This window comes from Klebsiella terrigena, assembly GCF_012029655.1.
GTDB classification, from domain to species: domain Bacteria; phylum Pseudomonadota; class Gammaproteobacteria; order Enterobacterales; family Enterobacteriaceae; genus Klebsiella; species Klebsiella terrigena.
Map to the genome: position 1 here is coordinate 4,660,867 of NZ_CP050508.1, position 19,537 is coordinate 4,680,403.

General features: G+C 62.1%; 17 protein-coding genes. 14 read left to right on the top strand and 3 right to left on the bottom strand.

The window, feature by feature from the left end:
* Positions 1–72 precede the first annotated feature (72 nt).
* Positions 73–2,619, bottom strand: coding sequence for a bifunctional glycosyl transferase/transpeptidase (gene mrcB, locus HCK03_RS21880; protein WP_041144112.1), 2,547 nt, complete (start codon positions 2,617–2,619; stop codon positions 73–75).
* 614 nt (positions 2,620–3,233) lie between these two features.
* Here mrcB and gspS point away from each other — a divergent pair.
* Positions 3,234–3,608 (top strand): type II secretion system pilot lipoprotein GspS, encoded by a 375-nt coding sequence (gene gspS / locus HCK03_RS21885; RefSeq protein ID WP_167692179.1) that lies wholly within the window; start codon positions 3,234–3,236, stop codon positions 3,606–3,608.
* Positions 3,609–3,649: 41 nt separating this feature from the next.
* Here gspS and gspB read toward each other — a convergent pair whose 3' ends face one another.
* Both gspB and pulA read right to left on the bottom strand, forming a co-directional pair.
* Positions 3,650–4,210: a type II secretion system assembly factor GspB gene (gspB, locus tag HCK03_RS21890; RefSeq protein WP_404652905.1), complete on the bottom strand. Its 561-nt coding sequence runs from the start codon at positions 4,208–4,210 to the stop codon at positions 3,650–3,652.
* Positions 4,211–4,300: 90 nt separating this feature from the next.
* Complete coding sequence (pulA, locus tag HCK03_RS21895) at positions 4,301–7,573, bottom strand: pullulanase-type alpha-1,6-glucosidase (RefSeq protein ID WP_167692180.1); 3,273 nt, start codon at positions 7,571–7,573, stop codon at positions 4,301–4,303.
* Between the two features lie 306 nt (positions 7,574–7,879).
* Here pulA and gspC point away from each other — a divergent pair, with 306 nt between their 5' ends.
* Genes gspC through HCK03_RS21960 form a run of 13 tightly spaced genes read left to right on the top strand, consistent with a single transcriptional unit; the run spans position 7,880 to position 19,531 of the window.
* Positions 7,880–8,731, top strand: coding sequence for a type II secretion system protein GspC (gene gspC / locus HCK03_RS21900; protein ID WP_228283798.1), 852 nt, complete (start codon positions 7,880–7,882; stop codon positions 8,729–8,731).
* A 42-nt stretch (positions 8,732–8,773) separates the two neighbouring features.
* Positions 8,774–10,714, top strand: coding sequence for a GspD family T2SS secretin variant PulD (pulD, locus tag HCK03_RS21905; RefSeq protein WP_041147521.1), 1,941 nt, complete (start codon positions 8,774–8,776; stop codon positions 10,712–10,714).
* Positions 10,711–12,219 carry a type II secretion system ATPase GspE gene (gspE, locus tag HCK03_RS21910; RefSeq protein WP_167692182.1) on the top strand — a complete coding sequence of 503 codons (1,509 nt, stop codon included), beginning with the start codon at positions 10,711–10,713 and terminating at the stop codon, positions 12,217–12,219. Before pulD ends, gspE begins: the two co-directional genes overlap by 4 nt.
* Entirely contained in the window at positions 12,206–13,420 is a 1,215-nt protein-coding gene (gene gspF / locus HCK03_RS21915; protein ID WP_167692183.1) for a type II secretion system inner membrane protein GspF, read from the top strand. Before gspE ends, gspF begins: the two co-directional genes overlap by 14 nt.
* A gap of 20 nt (positions 13,421–13,440) precedes the next feature.
* On the top strand, positions 13,441–13,863 hold the full coding sequence (gene gspG, locus HCK03_RS21920; protein ID WP_041144105.1) for a type II secretion system major pseudopilin GspG: 423 nt from the start codon (positions 13,441–13,443) through the stop codon (positions 13,861–13,863).
* Positions 13,863–14,381 (top strand): type II secretion system minor pseudopilin GspH, encoded by a 519-nt coding sequence (gene gspH / locus HCK03_RS21925; protein WP_123552761.1) that lies wholly within the window; start codon positions 13,863–13,865, stop codon positions 14,379–14,381. Before gspG ends, gspH begins: the two co-directional genes overlap by 1 nt.
* Positions 14,378–14,743 carry a type II secretion system minor pseudopilin GspI gene (gene gspI, locus HCK03_RS21930; RefSeq protein ID WP_041144103.1) on the top strand — a complete coding sequence of 122 codons (366 nt, stop codon included), beginning with the start codon at positions 14,378–14,380 and terminating at the stop codon, positions 14,741–14,743. The genes gspH and gspI overlap by 4 nt, the downstream gene beginning before the upstream one ends.
* Positions 14,744–14,754: 11 nt before the next feature.
* Positions 14,755–15,339, top strand: a complete 585-nt coding sequence (gene gspJ, locus HCK03_RS21935) for a type II secretion system minor pseudopilin GspJ (RefSeq protein ID WP_135185484.1) — start codon at positions 14,755–14,757, stop codon at positions 15,337–15,339.
* Positions 15,336–16,316, top strand: a complete 981-nt coding sequence (gene gspK, locus HCK03_RS21940) for a type II secretion system minor pseudopilin GspK (RefSeq protein WP_167692184.1) — start codon at positions 15,336–15,338, stop codon at positions 16,314–16,316. The genes gspJ and gspK overlap by 4 nt, the downstream gene beginning before the upstream one ends.
* Positions 16,309–17,505, top strand: a complete 1,197-nt coding sequence (gspL, locus tag HCK03_RS21945; RefSeq protein WP_167692185.1) for a type II secretion system protein GspL — start codon at positions 16,309–16,311, stop codon at positions 17,503–17,505. Before gspK ends, gspL begins: the two co-directional genes overlap by 8 nt.
* A complete protein-coding gene (gspM, locus tag HCK03_RS21950; protein WP_148250871.1) occupies positions 17,498–17,989 on the top strand; it encodes a type II secretion system protein GspM in 492 nt (163 codons plus the stop codon). The genes gspL and gspM overlap by 8 nt, the downstream gene beginning before the upstream one ends.
* Complete coding sequence (locus HCK03_RS21955) at positions 17,979–18,734, top strand: type II secretion system protein N (RefSeq protein ID WP_167692186.1); 756 nt, start codon at positions 17,979–17,981, stop codon at positions 18,732–18,734. Before gspM ends, HCK03_RS21955 begins: the two co-directional genes overlap by 11 nt.
* Positions 18,731–19,531, top strand: coding sequence for a prepilin peptidase (locus tag HCK03_RS21960; protein WP_167692187.1), 801 nt, complete (start codon positions 18,731–18,733; stop codon positions 19,529–19,531). The genes HCK03_RS21955 and HCK03_RS21960 overlap by 4 nt, the downstream gene beginning before the upstream one ends.
* Positions 19,532–19,537: the final 6 nt, after the last annotated feature.

A 19,537-nucleotide genomic window follows, 5' to 3' on the forward strand; every position in this document is an offset into this window, starting at 1 on the left:
GCTAATCTTGTAACAACCTATTCGCACGGCTTGCAGGCCGCAGCGAGGCACCCTGCAGAAGCAGGCGGATCGTTAATTACTGCCGAACATATCCTTAATCCAGCCCGCAACGCCGTCGCTTTTTTCCTGCTTCGGCGGCTGCTGGGTCGCCGGCTGCTGCTGCTGAGGCTGCTGACCGGACTGATTAAACGGATTGTTCTGCTGCTGCTGCTCAAGCTGCTGCTGCTGGATCTGCTCACCCTGACGGCAGAGCGCATCCGGCGCGGTAGTCCATACCGGCAGAGTACGCACCCCGCCGCTGCAGACGAAGTTACCGCTGCCGTCGACGCCCATATCCACCACGTCTTCCGGCGCCGTCAGCACCAGCGGCGTTGGCGTCTGGTTGGCCAGATAGCGCTGATAAATCGACATCGCACCGCTGGCACCGTACAGCTTCGTCGGCTGGTTGTTATCGCGACCCACCCAGGTAATCGTCACCTGGCTTCCGTCGATACCGGCGAACCACGTATCGACGTTGTTGTTGGTGGTCCCGGTTTTCCCTGCCAGATGCAGGCCCGGATATTTCGCCCCAAGCTGGCGACCGGTGCCGCGCTGCACAACCTGCTGCATGGTCCACAGCGTCATGTATGCGGCCTGCGCAGGAACCGCCCGCTCAGCCTGCGGATAGCTCTGATACAGGACGGTGCCATCTTCGGCAATCACCGAACGCAGCGCCGACAGCGTCGCGCGGTTACCGCCGCTGGCGATGGTCTGGAACGCCTGCGCCACTTCAATTGGCGTCAGGTTCAGCGCCCCGAGGATCATCGCCGGGACCGGGCTGAGCTGGTCTTTCGGCGCCCCCAGTTTAACCCAGGTATCGATCACCGCCGGCAGGCCCAGCGCCATCCCGAGGTTGACCGTCGGCACGTTCATCGAACGCGTCAGCGCGTCAACCAGCATCACCTGGCCGCTAAAGCGACGATCGTCGTTCTGCGGGGACCAGGTCTGGCCGTTGGAGAGACGAATCGTCACCGGCGCATCGGCAATGGCGGTATTCAGACGGTACTGGTTCGGCTGGCTTAACGCGGTCAGATAGGTCGCCGGCTTGGCCAGAGAACCAATCGAACGACGGGCCTGCATCGCGCGGTTATAGCCCGCAAACTGCGGCTCCGCGCCGCCGACCATGGCCCGCACCTCGCCGGTATAGCGGTCAACGACCACCATCGCGGTTTCCAGATCCGGCAGCTTACGCTGCTTCTTCAGCGCCGGGATCCCTTCGGTGGCCGCCTTTTCCGCCGCGTCCTGCGCCACGGAATCGAAGGTCGTAAAGATCTTCACGCCGGAGAGATCTTTCACCTTATCGCCCAGCTTCGCCTGCAGCTCCTGACGCACCATCTGCATAAACGCCGGCTGCGGAGAAATGACGCCGCCGCGCGGCTGCACGCCCAGAGGACGGGCGCTCAGCATGTCGTACAGCTCCTGGTCGATAACGTTCTGCTGCTGCAGCAGACGCAGAACCAGGTTACGACGCTCCAGCGACAGCTTCGGATTACGCCACGGGTTGTAAATCGATGCGCCTTTTACCATCCCCACCAGCAGAGCCTGCTGGTCAAGGCTCAGCTCTTCCACCGGGCGGCCAAAGTAATAAAGGCTGGCCAGCGGGAAGCCGCGAATTTCGTTATCGCCGCTCTGACCGAGGTACACCTCGTTCATATACAGCTCGAGGATCCGATCCTTGCTGTAACGGGCGTCAACGATCAGCGCCATATAGGCTTCGTTGGCCTTACGCCAGTAGGAGCGCTCGCTGGAGAGGAACAGGTTTTTCACCAGCTGCTGGGTCAGGGTACTGGCGCCCTGCACCGTGCGCCCCGCCGTCAGGTTAGCCAGCACCGCACGACCAATCGAGTACAGGCTGATCCCGTCATGCTCGTAGAAGTGGCGGTCTTCGGTAGCCAGCAGAGTATCAACCAGCAGGTCCGGGAAGCCGCTGCGCTTAACGAACAGGCGCTGCTCGCCGTTGGCCGACTGCAGCATGGTGATCAGCCGCGGATCGAGGCGGAAGAAGCCAAACTGGCGGTTATTCTCCATGTTCTCGATCGTTTCCAGACGATCGCCATCAAAGGTCAGACGCGCGCGCACCTGCCCTTCTTTACTGTCCGGGAAATCAAACGGACGGCGAATCATCTCGATGCTGTTGGCCTGCACGGTGTATTCGCCCGGGCGCGTCATCGCGCTCACCTGACGATACTGCGTGGCGTTCAGCAGGCGCACCATTTCGTTTTTGCTGACCTGCATATCGGGCTCAAGGTTGACCATCCGGCCATACACTGCCGCCGGAAGCTCCCAAACCTTGCCGTCAATGCGGCTGCGGATCTTCTGATCGAGGTAGACGCCATAGGCGGCAACCAGCACCGCGACAACGATACCCAGCTTGATCAACAGCCACAGCCAGGTACGTTTACGCCGAGGCTTGTTACCTTTGCCTTTCGCTTTCTTCGGCATCGGCTCTTCGTCCTCATAATCGTCGTCGTAATCATCGTCATAGTCCTCGTCCCGAACCCGACGACGAGTCACTTTTTGTTTTGCCGGACGCGAGGGTTTACCCTTACGTCCGATAGGCTCGCGGTCATCTCCCGCCATGCTTTTTCTCCGCAACTTTCAGGCGTAAAAGCCTGATTCTCAATGCTTCCCCCTGCCAGAGGAAGAAGATATCTCTCAAATTCACGCCCGTGGGGTCTTATTCCTGCAGGCGACCATCTATTGACTGTACTTCGCGCAGTCAGCGTCTCACGGCGCAGCTATGATCGATTCTCATGAGTTTAGTTAAAAAAATCATAAAATAAATCATCATGTTACATACTTCACCTGCAGAGAATTTTGGGACATAGCACTAATCGTCCAGGGAACACAGGATAGCACTAAACCAGGATATGCTTAACCAGCATTTTACCCCGCCAAAGCGTAACAAAAGGGAAAATATTATGTTTTTTAATAGCATAAAAAATGCGCCCCGCCGCCCCGTGCGCTTCACGCTTTTCGGCCCCCGCGCTGCGGATAAAAACGAAAACTTCCCGGCACACGAAATATTATATTCGGACTGTGACAATAAATATTTTTCTCGTAAGTAAAGGTAAATCTTAAACCATCCGTGGATAAAAGTGAGAGGCGCTTAACTATATATAATAATATTTACTGATGACAGCGGGGAAATATTTGTTAAACTAGCCTTCAGTTAACCATTCCAGCTTAATATTATGCGAACTTTCGTTATATTTCCGCTTATCATGATCGCCGCGCTTTCAGGGTGTCAGCAGAATAGCTCCTCAACGTTAAGCTCTGGCGTCAGCAGCGAGGCGCAGCTTGAGCAGCTCTCGTCGGTGGCCGCAGGCGCCCGCTATCTGAAGAACAAATGCAATCGCAGCGATCTGCCCGCAGATGAAGCCCTCACCCAGGCCGCGTGGAATGTCGGGAAAAAAAGAGGATGGGGAAATATCGATTACGCAACCCTGGCTCAGCGCAGCGCGCAGATGTATCAACAGCTGCAGCAGGACAGCACTCCGGAAACAACCAAATGCAGTCAGTTTAATCGCCAGCTGGCGCCCTTTATTGCCGGCTTAGATCGCGCATAAAATGTCGCAGCCGCTTATTTTGCGTTTTATTGGCGCCTAATTTATTGCCCCTGTGGACTATCCGCAATAATACCTCCCGGCCAGTCATCCAACGCCGCCAGAGTAAACGTATTGCCCTTAAAGCTAAACACGGTTAAATCCTGCTGAATCTGATCAATCACCAGATTCGGCAGCGGCGATTGCCCTTCCTGCCAGCTTTGACCGTTGATCACAATCGTGCGCTTATCCTCGCTCGAGGCGTAGATATGCGCGCTGTAGCGTAATGCCGGTAAATAATCCTCCTCCTGCGGGCTCTCCTCCTCGACGCTGGCCTGCGCCTTTTGCTTTGTCGGAGCAGATACCGGTACGGAGGCCGCCTGCTGCGGTGCAGGCTGGCTAAGCGGCACCAGCGCCGCGTGCGCCACCGGCACCAGCGGCTTTTGCGCGACCGGCGCGTTTCGCCACTGCTCGCCGCCAAACCAGCCCAGCGCGATAAATAGCGCGGCGTAGAGCGGAACGGTAAGCCAGGGAACCTGCACCATTGTACCAACCATCACCGGCGATCCCGCCTCCCGGACGCTCACCGCGGGCATCGGGCACTCTTCATCATGGCGAATCATCACACCCTTTCTCCTGATAGCGAAAGAATCGCAGCCCGACGCCGAGCGCCGGGCTGCCTGACCCCGTGAATGCAGGTCAGCTAAAGAGATGCTTTATTTGCTGCTTACCGGCAGGCCAGCGCCCTGCGCGTCGCCCTGCGGTTTTTCCAGCACCGCCACGGACCAGGCCGGTAGCGTAATCGCGCCATCGGCAGCGATCTCGACGCCGTTCGCCAGCGACCCCTCTCCCGCCGCCTGCTGAATGGCGCTCAGCTGCAGGTTTTCACCATTGAAATCATGGAGGGTCCGGCTCTCAGGCGCCGCGTTGATCGCCACGACCAGGCCATCCACCCGGCCGTCGAGGCTTGCGCCCGCCTGGACGCCGTCATCGATGGTCATGATCAGCAGGCCAGCCAGCGAGTCGGCGCCGGTATTGCGGAAATCGACGCGCTTCATCACCGCGCTGCCGTCACCTAAGGTGAAGAGCGGGGATGATTTACGCAGCTGGGTCAGCTCCTGGTAGAACGCGGTCATCTGCTGCAGCTCCGGCTCGCCGGGAGTCGCCACCATCTCCTTAACGCGGGAAATCAGATCGTAGTTGCTGCCGTCATCGCTGCTGCGCGGCATCCCGACGTTAAAGTTGTTGTCCTGCATGGCGTAATCGACGCGGTTAAACCAGTCGCCGGAATCATAGGAGTCGCGGGTGAAGGATTTAGAGCGCAGCAGCTCTGAACCCTGCTGATCGAAGGCGATCCCCTGGCCCAGCATTACCGTCGCCAGCGATACCGCCTGCATCCGCACGCGGGTATTAAGGTCGGCCTCCTGCGCGGCTTTGTAGCTGATCATGTCCCACAGCGTCTGGTTATCGTGCTTCGAAACGTAGTTAACAACCTCCGTCGGGTCAGCCGCATAGCCCCCCGGCGCGCCGTTGTAGTCGATCTCGCTGCCCTTTTTCACCGCGCCGTCTTTATCGATCATCACAAAGTCGGCGAGGTTGCCGGCCATGCCCAGACGCGTCAGATCGGCAAGGTGGCGCACCGTATCTTCGTTCTGGCTGGTGAGCTCGTTAGGCAATACGCCGGCGCCGCTGCCGATCCCCTGGTTCTGGCGCAGCGCATCGCCGGAGTCAAACGGACCGCCGCCGCGCACCGAGTCGCGCAGACGATCGGAGAAGGTGCCGATCCCGCTACCTTTGAGATTGATCTGCGAAGCGATTTCGAAACGGTCGCTCTGCCCGGAGTCCCAGCCTTCGCCGAAGAAGTAGATATCCGGATTTAAGCTCTTCATCCGCTCCCACGCCGAGAGGATCTGCGCTTTCGGGTGATAGCCCATCAGGTCGAAACGGAAGCCGTCAATTTTGTAATCGGTGGTCCATACCGCCAGCGAGTCGGCGATAAGCTTGGCGAACATCCGATGTTCCGGCGCGGAGTCCGAGCAGCAGGTTGCCGATTCCACGCTTCCGGTGGTTTCGTTCAGACGTTGATAGTACCAGGGGACGATTTTATCCAGCACCGAAGTCCGGTCAGTTGGCCCGGCGGCGTTGGTGTGGTTGTACACCACGTCCATGATCACGTTCATTCCCAGATCCTGCTTAATCGCCTGGATCATGGTACGGAACTCTTTGATCCGCGCGGTTCCTTCCGGGTTCGTGGCGTAAGAGCCTTCCGGCACCGTGTAGTGGAACGGATCGTAGCCCCAGTTGTAGGAATCGGTTTGCGCCACCAGGCTATTCAGCGCCTGAACCTGCGGGTTATCCTGGCTATCGCTTTGCTTGAGCTGATTAAGCACCTCTTCCACCGTCGAACCGCTGGCGCAGTAGGCGGCAAATTCGCTGCTCTTCACCGCGCTGTTGACTTCGCAGAGGTGGCTGAACGGCTGCTGGATGTCGGCAACTTTATCGCTGAACTCGTTGACCGTCGCCAGATCGAACACCGGCAGCAGCTCAACGTGGGTCACCCCGGAGGCGGAGAGCTTTTTCAGGTGCTGCACCATGTTGCTGTCCTGAGCGGTGAGCGCCAGATACTTACCGCGCAGCTCGGCCGGAACGGTGCTGTCCCAGGCAGAAAGGTCGCGAATATGCGATTCATGGATGGTCATCTTCGCCAGATCGGCTTTGGTTTTCTGCGCGTGAGGCATCGCCAGGCTATCCCAACCGTCAGGCTTGAGCGCGCTGTCGTTTAGATCGACAACCTGGCTGTACTCCGAGTTGGTGGAGAGGCTATGGGCGTACGGGTCGGTCACCTCGTACTGTTCAACCTTGCGCGACTGCGGGTGGTAAACCGTCAGCGCATAGCGGTAGAAGGCCCCCTTCAGATCGCTTCCGCCCTGCCATGCCCAGGCGCCCGAGGCCGCGTCGCGGGTCATCGGATGGCTGGCGAGCACCTTTTTATCGGCGCTATACAGCACCAGATCGACCTGCTGCGCGGTCGGCGCCCACAGGCGGAAATTAACCCCGCCATCGCTCACCTGCGCCCCGTAGCTAAGGGCCTCCGCCGGCTGCGCGTAGACGTCGTCCAGCACGCCCGCCGTCTGCACCTGGGTGGCGGAGATCAGAATACCGTCCTTCTCGGCGGCGATCGCCACCGTTTCGCCCTGCAGCAGCTCATCGACCGGCGCATTATCCGGAAGCTTAAACGCGGTGTAGCTGGAGAGCTGCGGGAAGCGCATGCTCACCTGCTGGCTGACGGTGGTGGGAGTCAGGTTCAGATAGCGGTCGGTAAATTTGCCTTCGCTATCGGCGGCCACTTTGCTGCTGTGGCTGTAGTACAGGCGAACGATCGGTTTGCCCTCGCCGCCCGGCCACAGCAGGGTGGTCTTATCGACCCAGTGGGCCTCAGCAAGCGCCACGCCAAACGCGGCGCGAAACGCATCCGCGCGGGTATCATACAGCGAGCTGCTGCCGGCAATAACCGAGACCGTGCGGTCGGTAAAGTCGCTGAACGACACGCGCAGATCGCTATCGATCAGCTTGTTGGTGCCGTCTCTGACGATAACGTTGATGCAGCCGCTCTCTTTATTGAGCGGAATCACCCAGTACGGGCCGTATTTATCGCTGCCGCTCGGCGTGGTGCTGACGTCATTCCAGTCCGTCATCGGGGCGCTGAGCGCATCGCAGGTTTCATTATTCCAGAGATAGAGATTCCGGGTGCTGTAATCCGCGGCAGTGGCGCTGGTAATGCCAGCAATATCAACCAGATGAATGACCGCCTGCTGAGAGGAAGCCGTGGCAGCTTCACCGGGAACCGCCACATCGGGTAAACGAACGACAACATCCTGATTATCGGGCGTGTCGGGTGAGCCAGAGGAAGAAGATGAAGAACTATTATCGCAGCCGCTAAGTAAAACCAACGAGCCAAGGAATAGGGCATTACAGGTATATCTGAGCATTCGATAGTCCCTAATATGCTTAATAAATTATGAAAGGTAAGAAAAGATGTTTATCTGTAAAGCGCCGCAATTAGATATTTTTGCTTTCAGCGATTCAATCATCCATTAGCAATTAATGGGGGGGCGTAGGCGGCCGGGGGAGTAAAAATAAAAAGGGAATGACGACCCGGATAGCGAAACTCATTATGCTTTGCGGCGACTCACCGAGAATTTCGCAATAAAAGATTTAAATATAAAAAGCCACCCACCAATAAAGGTAGGGATCGCGACCGCCCCGGGGAAAACAGGATGAGAAAAAGAATTAAAATACCTTTTTCTGTGATGAGGTTAACACTAACAAATAAAACGATAATAAACAACGCGCCTCATATTGTGATGTTCGTCATGTTATTACCTATTGCTCAGCAGCTCGCCAAATTAAGCTGGCGGATTATATTCCCTGTAGACTCTGCGGCTATAACGATTAACGCCGCGGCGGTTTTACCTTCCCCGGCGGCTATTCGGCCAGACGAATTAGCGCCGTTTACGCTATTTGGCAATGCGGAAAAAACGCCGCCGCCAGCGGACGGTTCAGCCGACGGTAAAACCCTGGCCGAGGCGCCACTCTCCGCCCTCAAGCTGCGGATCACCGGCCTGCTCGCCAGCAGCGATGCCGCACGTTCAATTGCCATCGTGGCGAAAGGGAATCAACAGGTTAGCCTGGGCGTTGGCGACAGCATCCCGGGTAACGAAGCCAAAATAGTCGCCATTCTTAACGATCGCCTGATCGTTAACTATCGGGGCAGAAACGAAGCGATACCGCTCTTTGACGACGCTGGCGCAGCGGTGAAATCCGCCCCGACGCCGCCGGCGAAAGAGTGGATTAAGCAGGTGCGCGAGCGGCCGCAAAATATTCTCAACTATCTCAATATTTCCCCGATTATGGTCAATGAGCAGCTCAGCGGATATCGACTTAATCCGGGCAAAGACCCCACTCTTTTTCGCCAGGCCGGATTACAGGAAAACGATCTGGCGGTCGCTCTGAACGGTCTCGATCTCCGCGATCGGCAGCAGGCTCAGCAAGCATTAAAACAGCTCCCCGAGCTTAGCGAAATAACGCTGACCGTCGAACGCGACGGCCAGCGGCAGGATATCTATTTAGCCTTGAGGGATGAATAATTGCGCAGCACCCTAATTTTCCGCCTGCTTTTTACGCTGCTGATGATATTCAGCGCGCTGTTATTCAAACCCGCCGCTGCGGAAGAATTCTCCGCCAGCTTCAAGGGCACGGATATTCAGGAGTTTATTAATACTGTCAGCAAAAACCTCAATAAGACGGTCATTATCGACCCCAGCGTACGCGGCACAATTACCGTTCGCAGCTACGATATGCTCAATGAAGAACAATATTATCAGTTCTTCCTCAGCGTACTGGACGTCTACGGTTTTGCGGTTATCAATATGAATAACGGCGTGCTGAAGGTGGTGCGTTCAAAAGATGCCAAAACCGCGGCGGTACCGGTCGCCAGCGACGCCTCCCCTGGCGTGGGCGATGAGGTGGTGACCCGCGTGGTGCCGCTCACCAACGTCGCCGCCCGCGATCTCGCGCCGCTGCTGCGCCAGCTCAACGACAACGCCGGGGCCGGCAGCGTGGTGCACTACGAGCCGTCCAACGTGCTGCTGATGACCGGGCGCGCGGCGGTGATTAAGCGCCTGCTGACCATCGTCGAGCGGGTTGATAACGCCGGCGATCGCAGCGTGGTGACGGTCCCGCTCTCCTGGGCCTCCGCCGCCGACGTGGTTAAGCTGGTGAATGAGCTGAACAAGGACACCAGCAAATCCGCGCTCCCCGGCTCGATGGTGGCGAACGTGGTCGCCGACGAGCGGACCAACTCGGTGCTGGTGAGCGGCGAACCGAACTCACGCCAGCGCATCATCACCATGATCCGCCAGCTCGACCGCCAGCAGGCGGTGCAGGGAAACACCAAGGTTATCTATCTCAAGTATGCCAAAGCCGCCGACCTGGTGGAGGTGCTAACCGGCATCAGCAGCAGCATGCAAAGCGAGAAACAGAGCGCGAAGCCGGTGGCGGCGCTGGATAAAAACATTATTATCAAAGCCCACGGCCAGACCAACGCGCTGATCGTCACCGCCGCCCCGGACGTCATGAACGACCTCGAGCGGGTCATCGCCCAGCTGGACATTCGCCGCCCGCAGGTGCTGGTTGAAGCAATTATCGCCGAGGTTCAGGACGCCGACGGCCTCAATCTTGGCGTGCAGTGGGCCAATAAAAATGCCGGCATGACCCAGTTCAACAACAGCGGGCTGCCGATCTCAACGGCCATTGCCGGCGCCAACCAGTACAACAAAGACGGCACGGTCACCAGCTCGCTCGCCAGCGCCCTGAGCTCCTTTAACGGCATCGCCGCCGGGTTCTATCAGGGGAACTGGGCGATGCTGCTTACCGCCCTCTCCAGCAGCAGCAAAAACGATATTCTCGCCACCCCCAGCATCGTCACCCTCGACAACATGGAGGCGACCTTTAACGTCGGCCAGGAGGTGCCGGTACTCAGCGGCTCACAGACCACCTCCGGCGATAACATCTTCAATACCGTCGAACGCAAAACCGTCGGCATTAAGCTGAAGGTCAAGCCGCAGATTAACGAAGGGGACTCGGTGCTGCTGGAAATTGAGCAGGAGGTCTCCAGCGTCGCCGACTCCGCCTCCAGCACCAGCTCGGATTTAGGTGCCACCTTCAATACCCGCACGGTTAACAACGCGGTGCTGGTCGGCAGCGGCGAAACCGTCGTCGTGGGTGGGCTGCTGGACAAAAGCGTCACCGACTCCGCCGATAAGGTGCCGCTGCTCGGCGATATCCCGGTGATAGGCGCCCTGTTCCGCTCCACCAGCAAAAAGGTCTCCAAACGCAACCTGATGCTGTTTATCCGTCCGACCATCATTCGCGACCGCGACGGCTACCGGCAGGCCTCTTCCGGCCAGTACAACGCCTTTAACGATGCGCAAACCAAACAGCGCGGCAAAGACGGCACGGAAGCGTCGCTGAACGATGACCTGCTGCATATCTACCCCCAGCAGGATACCGCCGCGTTTCGCCGGATCGGCGCCGCTATCGACGCCTTCAACCTGGGAGGCCAGCCGTGACGCCGCTGGCGGAGAGCCGCCCGCTGCTGCCTTTCGTCTACGCCCGCGCCCACGGCATTATCCTGCTGAGCGACGGCGAGACCTGCGCCGTCCGCTGCCTCGCCGAGACGCCAACGGCGGCGCTGCTTGAGGCGCGCCGGGTAGCAGACCGGCCGATCGAGGTCCAGCGGCTGGCCGCCGACGAGTTCGAGAAGCTGTTGGTGCTGAGCTACCAGCGCGATTCGGCGGAAGCCCGGCGCATGATGGCCGATATCGGCAACGAGCTGGATTTATACACCCTCGCCGACGAGCTGCCCGACACCGACGATCTGCTGGATAGCGAGGACGATGCGCCGATTATCCGCCTGATCAACGCCATGCTGACGGAGGCTATCAAAGAGCAGGCCTCGGATATTCATATCGAAACCTACGAGCGCCACCTGCAGATCCGCTTTCGCGTCGATGGCGTGCTGCGGGAGATCCTCCGCCCGCAGCGTCGGCTTGCGGCCCTGCTGATTTCACGCATCAAGGTGATGGCCAACCTCGACATCGCGGAAAAGCGCATTCCGCAGGATGGCCGCATGGCGCTGCGCATCGGCGGGCGCGCCGTTGACGTGCGCGTCTCGACGCTGCCCTCCGGCCACGGCGAGCGCGTGGTGCTGCGCCTGCTGGACAAAAACAGCGTCAATCTCGACCTGCTGACCCTCGGGATGCCGCCCGCGCTCCTGCAGCAGGTCGATGAGCTGATGGCCCGCCCGCACGGCATCATTTTGGTCACCGGCCCCACCGGGTCCGGCAAAAGCACCACTCTGTACGCCGCCCTCAGCCGGCTGGACGCTCGCGAGCGCAATATTATGACCATCGAAGACCCCGTCGAATACGAGCTGGAAGGGATCGGCCAGACCCAGGTCAACCCCAGGGTGGAGATGACCTTTGCCCGCGGGCTGCGCGCCATTTTGCGCCAGGACCCTGACGTGGTGCTGGTGGGCGAGATCCGCGACGGCGAGACGGCGCAGATTGCCGTGCAGGCCTCCCTCACCGGCCACCTGGTGCTCTCCACGCTGCATACCAACAGCGCACTGGGGGCGATTTCGCGCCTGCAGGATATGGGGGTGGAGCCATTTCTGCTGTCAACCTCGCTGCTGGCGGTGCTGTCGCAGCGCCTGGTGCGCCGGCTCTGCCCGCACTGCCGTCGTCCGGGGCAGGCGGATGAGGATACGGCGACGCGGATGGGCGTCCCGGCCGGTACCGCCCTGTGGCACGCCGAGGGCTGCGCGGAGTGCGGCTTCAGCGGCTATCGCGGGCGTACCGGGATCCACGAGCTGCTGCGGGTTGACGATCGGGTGCGGATGGCAATTCACCGCGGGGAAAACGAATTAACGCTGGGCCAGCGGCTAGGAGCAGACTATATCACCCTCCGCCGCGCCGGGCTGGAGAAGGTGCTGAGCGGCATAACCAGCTGGGAAGAGGTGGTCAGGGTGACCGAGCAGCATGCGGCGCAGGGGGACCAGGATGGCCATTTTTAGCTACCGGGCGCTGGACGAGCGCGGCAGGACGCAGCGCGGCGTACAGCAGGCGGACTCCGCCCGCCACGCCCGCCAGCTGCTGCGGGAAAAGGGCTGGCTGCCCGTTGAGATCGGCGCCGCTGAAGGCCGCGCGCGCGGCGGCGGGCATTCGCTGCTGACGCGGCGCACCGGCGCCGGCGACCTCGCCCTCCTCACCCGCCAGCTGGCAACGCTGGTGGCGGCCGCGATCCCGCTGGAAAAAGCGCTGGACGCGGTGGCGCAGCAGTGTGAAAAAGCGCACCTGAAAACCCTGATGGCCGGCGTGCGCGGCAAGGTGCTGGAGGGTCATACCCTGGCGGAGGCCATGCGCGGCTATCCGGCCTGCTTCGACCGGCTCTACTGCGCGATGGTCGCCGCGGGCGAAACCTCCGGGCACCTTGCCGGCGTGCTTAACCGGCTGGCGGACTATACCGAACAGCGCCAGCAGCTTCGCGCCCGCCTGCTGCAGGCCATGATCTACCCCATCGTGCTGACGCTGGTCGCCATCAGCGTGATCGCTATCCTGCTCTCCACGGTGGTGCCAAAGGTCGTCGATCAGTTTGTTCATCTCAAGCAGGCCCTGCCGTTTTCCACCCGCCTGCTGATGACCATGAGCGATATCGTCCGCAGCGCCGGACCCTGGCTACTGCTGGCGCTGCTGGCGAGCGGGCTGCTGCTGCATTACGTCCTGCGCCAGCCCGCGCGGCGGCTCATCTGGCATAGACAGCTGCTGCGCCTGCCGCTGATTGGCCGGGTGGCCCGCAGCATCAACAGCGCCCGCTACGCCCGCACCCTCAGCATTCTGAACGCCAGCGCCGTCCCGCTGCTGCCGTCAATGCGCATCAGCGCGGAGGTGTTAAGCAACACCTGGGCGCGCCGCCAGCTGGAAACCGCCGCCGAGTCGGTGCGCGAAGGGATCAGCCTGCACCGCGCCCTCGAAGCCACCGCCCTCTTCCCGCCGATGATGCGCTACATGGTTGCCAGCGGCGAACAGAGCGGCGAGCTCAACGGCATGCTCGAGCGCGCCGCCGATAACCAGGACCGCGAGCTGAGCGCGCAAATTCAGATGGCGCTCAGCCTGTTTGAGCCGCTGCTGGTGGTGGCGATGGCCGGCATGGTGCTGTTTATCGTGCTGGCCATTCTGCAGCCGATCCTGCAGCTCAACACCCTTATGAGTATGTGATTGTAATAATGGAGAAAAAAATGCAACGACAGCGTGGATTCACCTTACTGGAAATTATGGTGGTGATTGTCATTCTCGGCATTCTTGCCAGCCTGGTGGTCCCTAACCTGATGGGCAATAAAGAGAAAGCGGACCGGCAAAAGGTGGTCAGCGATCTGGTGGCGCTGGAGGGCGCGCTGGATATGTACAAGCTGGATAACAGCCGCTACCCCAACACCGAGCAGGGGCTCGCGGCGCTGGTCAGCCGCCCCGCCGCCGAGCCGCAGGCGCGTAACTATCCGGAAGGCGGCTATATCCGCCGCCTGCCGCAGGACCCGTGGGGCAACGACTATCAGCTGCTCAGCCCCGGCCAGCACGGCCAGGTCGATGTGTTTAGCGTCGGGCCGGACGGCATGCCGGATACCAACGACGATCTCGGCAACTGGAATATCGGGAAAAAATAGTGCAGCAGCGCGGCTTCACGTTACTGGAGATGATGCTTATTTTGCTGCTGATGGGCGTTAGCGCGGGCATGGTGATGCTGGCGTTTCCGCCATCGCGCGAGAACGACCCGGCGCAGACCCTCGAGCGCTTCCAGGCACAGCTGAGCTTTGTCCGCGACCGCGGGCTGCAGACCGGCCAGTTCTACGCTATCTCGATTCACCCCGACCGCTGGCAGTTTATGCGGCTGCTGACCCCGGACGAGAGCGGCAACGCTGGCGAAGCGGACGGCGGCGAGGAGGGCTCCCGCTGGCAGCCGCTGCAGATTGCTCGCGTCGCCACCTCGGGCAGCGCCGCCTCGGAACCGCTGGCGCTGAGCTTCCCCGATGGCGCCGCCTGGACCCCGGGCGAACAGCCCGACGTGCTGCTGTTCCCCGGCGGGGAAGTGACCCCCTTTCAGCTGCACATCGGCCGCGATCTGGCGCTGGAGGTTGACGCCCGCGGCGACGTGCAGCCCACGCAGCGGGAGGAGAGTCCATGAAATCGCAGTCCGGAATGACGCTTATCGAAGTCATGGTCGCGCTGGTGGTCTTCGCCCTCGCCGGGCTATCCGTGATGCAGGCCACGCTGCAGCAGACGAACCATCTCGGGCGCATGGAGGAGAAAACCCTCGCCGGATGGCTTGCCGACAATCAGCTGATCCAGTTGAAGCTGGAAAACCGCTGGCCGGCGCTAAGCCCCTCGGAAACGACGGTCCAGGCGGCAGGCGGCAGCTGGCACATCCGCTGGCAGGGCGTCGAAACCGAGCTCCCGCAGCTGCGGGCGCTGGACGTCGAGGTCCGCCATGACAAAAGCGACAAGGCTCCGGTCTCCTCGCTGCGCACCTGGGTGACCCGGCCATGAACACCGGCTCCATGCGCGGCTTTACCCTCGTTGAAATGCTGCTGGCGCTGGCGATCCTCGCCGCGCTGAGCGTGGCGGCGGTCAGCGTGCTGCAAAACGTCATTCGCGCGGATACGCTCACCAAAGAGAAAGCGCAGCAGATCCGCACGCTGCAGCAGACCTTTAGCCAGATGGCCGCCGACTTCAACCAGATAGTCCCCCGCCGCGGCCGCAACGACGACGCTCCCTTCTCCGCCGGGCGCTTCCAGCTGAGCAGCGACGACTGGGCGATAGCCTTTAGCCGCAGCGGCTGGCCAAACCCGATGGGCATGTTGCCGCGCTCAGAGATCCAGAACGTCAGCTACCGCCTGCGCCAGCAGCGGCTGGAGCGCCTGAGCTATGGCCAGCAGGACCCGCTCACCGGCAGCCGGCCGACGACCTGGGTCCTGCAGCGCGACGTCGAGGCGTTCCGCCTGCGCTTTTACGCCAACGGCGGCTGGCAGGATCGCTGGGAGTCCGCGCAAAATCTGCCGCAGGCGCTTGAAGTCACCTTAACGCTGAAGGGCTACGGCGACGTCACGCGCCTGTTTTTAGTTGCCCCCGGAGACCCGCCATGAACGGCCGACAGCGCGGCGTCGCGCTGCTGATGGTGCTGCTGATCCTCGCGCTGATGATGGTGCTGGCGAGCGCCATCACCGAAAGGACGGCGCGGATGTACCAGCAGACGGCCACCACCCTCGATAACCTGCAGGCCAAATGGTACGCGCTGGGCGCGGAGACGATGGTCGCCGCGCTGCTGCAGCGCGACGCGCTTGATTCGCCGAACCAGACCCATCTGGCGCAAAACTGGGCCCAGCAGGGACGCCGTTTCACCGTCGATGACGGCGAGATTTATGCCACGATTACCGACGATCTGGCCTGCTTCAATCTGAATGCCATCAACCGCACCACCGCCGATGAAAGCGAAGCGATCCCCGCCGCGGCGCGCGCCTTTACCCGCCTGCTGGAGAAGCTCGGCGCGGAGCCGCTGCGCGCCCTGCAGCTCACCGCCGCCCTGCGCGACTGGATCGATACGGATAGCCAGCCGCTGCTCAACGGCGCGGAAGACGAGGTCTATATGGCGCAGTCGCCGGGCTACCTGACCGGCAACCAGAATATCCAGGATCTCAGCGAGCTGCGCCTGCTCGCCGGGATGGACGCGGCGCTGTACCAGCGTCTGCTGCCCTACGTCTGCGCCCACCCGAACGACGCCCTGCAGATCAATATCAATACCCTGAAGCCAGCGCAGGCCGCCCTGCTGGCGGCGCTGTTTCCCGCAGATCTGAGCATTCAGCAGGCGCGCCAGCTGCTGAGCACCCGTCCGGCAAGCGGCTGGAACAGCGTCGCCGCGTTTTTAGCCCAGCAGGCGCTGCAGGACACCGACACCACCGCCGTGCGCCCCTGGCTGACGGTCCACAGTGAACGCTTTGTCGCCTCGTTCACCGTGGTCATGGGCAGCGCGCGCTATCAGCAGCGCAGCCTCCTGCAGCGCGAAGGGCGCAGCTTCCGCGTTATCCAGCGACGTTATGGACTTTACAGAGTGGCCGATGAATAACGATAAAACGCCGCCCCGCGCGGTGCTCATTTTGCGCCTCGGCGCCCCTGAACGGCCGATCGCCTGGCGCCTGATCTCGCCCGGGCAGCCGGAGAGCGCCGGCGAATGCTCCGCCGGCGACGATGACCCGACGCTGCGCGAGCTGGCGGCGCGCTATCCCGCCTGGGTATTGGTTCCGGCCAGCGACTGCGCTTTTCACAGCGTGACGCTGCCCGCCGGCCTGCGCCAGCGCCCGCAGCAGGTTCTACCCTTCCTGCTCGAGGAGCAGCTGGCAACCGACGTCGAGGAGGTTCATTTTGCGCTGCTCCACCGGCAGAAAAATCTCTGCCACGTCGCCGCCCTGCAGCGGCAAAAAATGCGCGAGTGGCTTGCCCGCTGCGACGAGCTGGGGCTCGAGATCCTCGCCCTGACGCCGGATGCGCTGGCTCTCCCCTTCACTCCGGGCCGCTGGAGCGCGCTGCAGGTCGGCGAACAGTGGCTGATTCGCCATCAGGCCTGGGGCGGGATGGCGGCGGGAGCCGGCTGGCTGGCAGAGCTGCTCTCCCCCGGCGAGGCGCAGCCGCCGATCGATAGCTACTCGCCGCCCCCGGCGATCCCGGCACCGTGGCGCGCGCTGGCGGCGCAGGATTTACTCCAGCTGGCGGCGGCGAATCCGGCAGCGCAGCGCATCTGCCTACGCCAGGGAGAGTTTGCGCCGAAGCGCCGCTGGCAGCCCGCCGGGCTGCGCTGGCGTCCTGCGATGGCCGCTGCCGCCGCGCTGGTGCTGCTGTGGGGAGTCAACGCCGTGCTCGACCATCTGGCGCTCGGCCAGCAGGCGGCCGCAGCCCAGCAGGCCAGCCGGGCGTTTTATCATCAGTGGTTTAAAACGGAGACCCGGGTGATTAACCCCCGTCTGCAGATGCAGCAGCATCTGCGCCAGCTTGAGCAGACGGCGGCGCATCCGCCGTCGGTCGTCACCATCAGCCTGGTGCAAAAGATCGTCGCCGAGACCCCGGGGATCCGCCTGCGGGCGCTGGCCTATGACGGCGCGCGCAACGCCCTGCAGCTCGACGTGTCGGCGGTATCACCCCGGGCGCTGGAGCAGTTCAGGCTGCGGGCGCAGCCCCATTTTCGCGTGCGAACCGGCGAAATGAAGCCGCGAGCGGACGGCATTGAGGGGCGTCTCTCCCTGGAGGAAAACGATGCATAGCCTGCGTATTTTATGGCAGCAGCGCTCGCAGCGGGAGCAGCGCCTGCTGGTGGCGATGGCCCTCGCGCTGTTTGTCGGTATCGCCTATTACGCCTTCTGGCAGCCGTGGCTCGACCGCGAGCAGCAGTGGCGGCAAACCCTCGCCAAAGAGCAGGCCAGCCTGCGCTGGATGCAGCAGCAGGCTCCGCTCCTGCAGCAGCTAAGCCGCCAGCGGCCGGGCCCTGCGCCCACCGCCGAAGAGCCCTCGGCGGTCATCATGCGCGAGGCGACCCGCCAGGCGCTGGCGATCGTCCGACTGCAGCCGCAGGGGATGCGGGTCAACGTCACCCTCGAGGCCTGTACCTTTCAGGCCCTGATGTCATGGCTCGACGCCCTGGGCCGGCAGGGCATTCACGCCGCCTCCCTGGCCGTCACCGCACACCCCCAGCGTCCCGGCTGGGTGACGGTAAATACGCTGATCCTCGAGCGTCGGCATGAGAAGTAAATCCGCCGTCGGAGTGCTGCTCGGCGCCTGGCTGCTGTGGATGCTGCTCATCGCCCCCGCCAGGCTGCTGACCGCCGCGCTGCCGGCCGGGATCGGCGTCGGCGAGCTTGCCGGCACCGTCTGGCAGGGCGAGGCCAGAGATATTGTCTGGCGCGGAGCCGGCCTCGCCCACCTGCGCTGGCGGCTGGCATTCTCCGGCGCGCTTCCGGGCTGGCAGATTTCGTTCAGCGATCCCAGCGGGCTGCGCGGCCAGGTCTGGCTGCAGGGGCTGAGCGCGCTGACGCTGCGCGATGGCCGCCTTATCGTCCCCGCCGGCGTGGCCGGTCGCGGGCTGGCGCAGTCCGGGTCGGTTGACGCCGAGGGCCTGATTACGCTGGAGATCGCCGAGGCGCGCTTCAGCCCCGCCGGCTGCCAGCAGATCTCCGACGGCCGCGCGCGCTGGCAGGATGCGACGCTGAGCTCCCCCGCCGGGTCCCTGACGCTGGCCAGCGTCAGCGGCAAATTCAGCTGCACGCCCGCGGGGGCGCTGGCGCTGAACATCAGCCAGGACTCGCATCAGCTGAGCCTGAGCGGACGGGGCACCCTCGCACCTGACGGCGGCTACGCGTTTCGTGGAACGCTACAGAGCCGGCAGTCAATGCCGACGCTGCTCGCGGCGCTTATCGCCCAGAGCGGCCGCCAGGATGAACATGGACGCACGCCCTGGCAGCTGCAGGGAAAATGGTCACTACCGGAGAAACCATGACGCTACTTGCCACATTTTCACTGCAGTTCCCCCTGATATGGGGCGGTTTTTTGTTTATTTTCGGTCTGTGCTTCGGCAGCTTTTTTAACGTCGTTATCTACCGGCTGCCGCTGATGTTAATGGCCGAGGAGGGCCAGGAGCGGCTCAGCCTGAGCTTTCCGCCGTCGTTCTGCCCGCAGTGCCGGCAGCCCGTTGCCTGGCGGGATAACGTCCCGTTGTTCAGCTTCCTGCTGCTGAAGGGGCGCTCCCGCTGCTGCGCGCGGCCGATTTCACGCCGCTATCCGCTGACCGAGCTCTTCTGCGGGCTGCTGTTTGTGCTCGCCGGGTATCTGCTGACTCCGGGTTTCGCGCTGCTGGGCGGACTGGGGCTGCTCTCCACCCTGCTGGTGCTGGCCATCATCGACGCCAGGACGCAGCTGCTCCCCGACCGCCTGACGCTGCCGCTGCTGTGGGCCGGGCTGCTGTTTAATCTCAATGCGACGTTTGTGCCGCTGACGGAGGCGGTGATCGGCGCGATGGCAGGCTACGTGTCGCTCTGGGCGGTGTACTGGGTCTTTCGGCTGCTGACCGGCAAGGAGGCGCTGGGGTACGGCGATTTTAAACTGCTGGCGGCGCTCGGCGCGTGGTCTGGCTGGCAGGCGCTGCCGCATACGCTGCTGCTGGCCTCGGCCAGCGGGCTTATCTGCACCCTGGTGCTGCGGCGGCTGACCCACCAGCCGCTGGATCGACCGCTGGCCTTCGGTCCCTGGCTGGCGCTGGCCGGCGGCGGCCTGTTTTTGTGGACCCAGGCGTGGTAGCCGGCC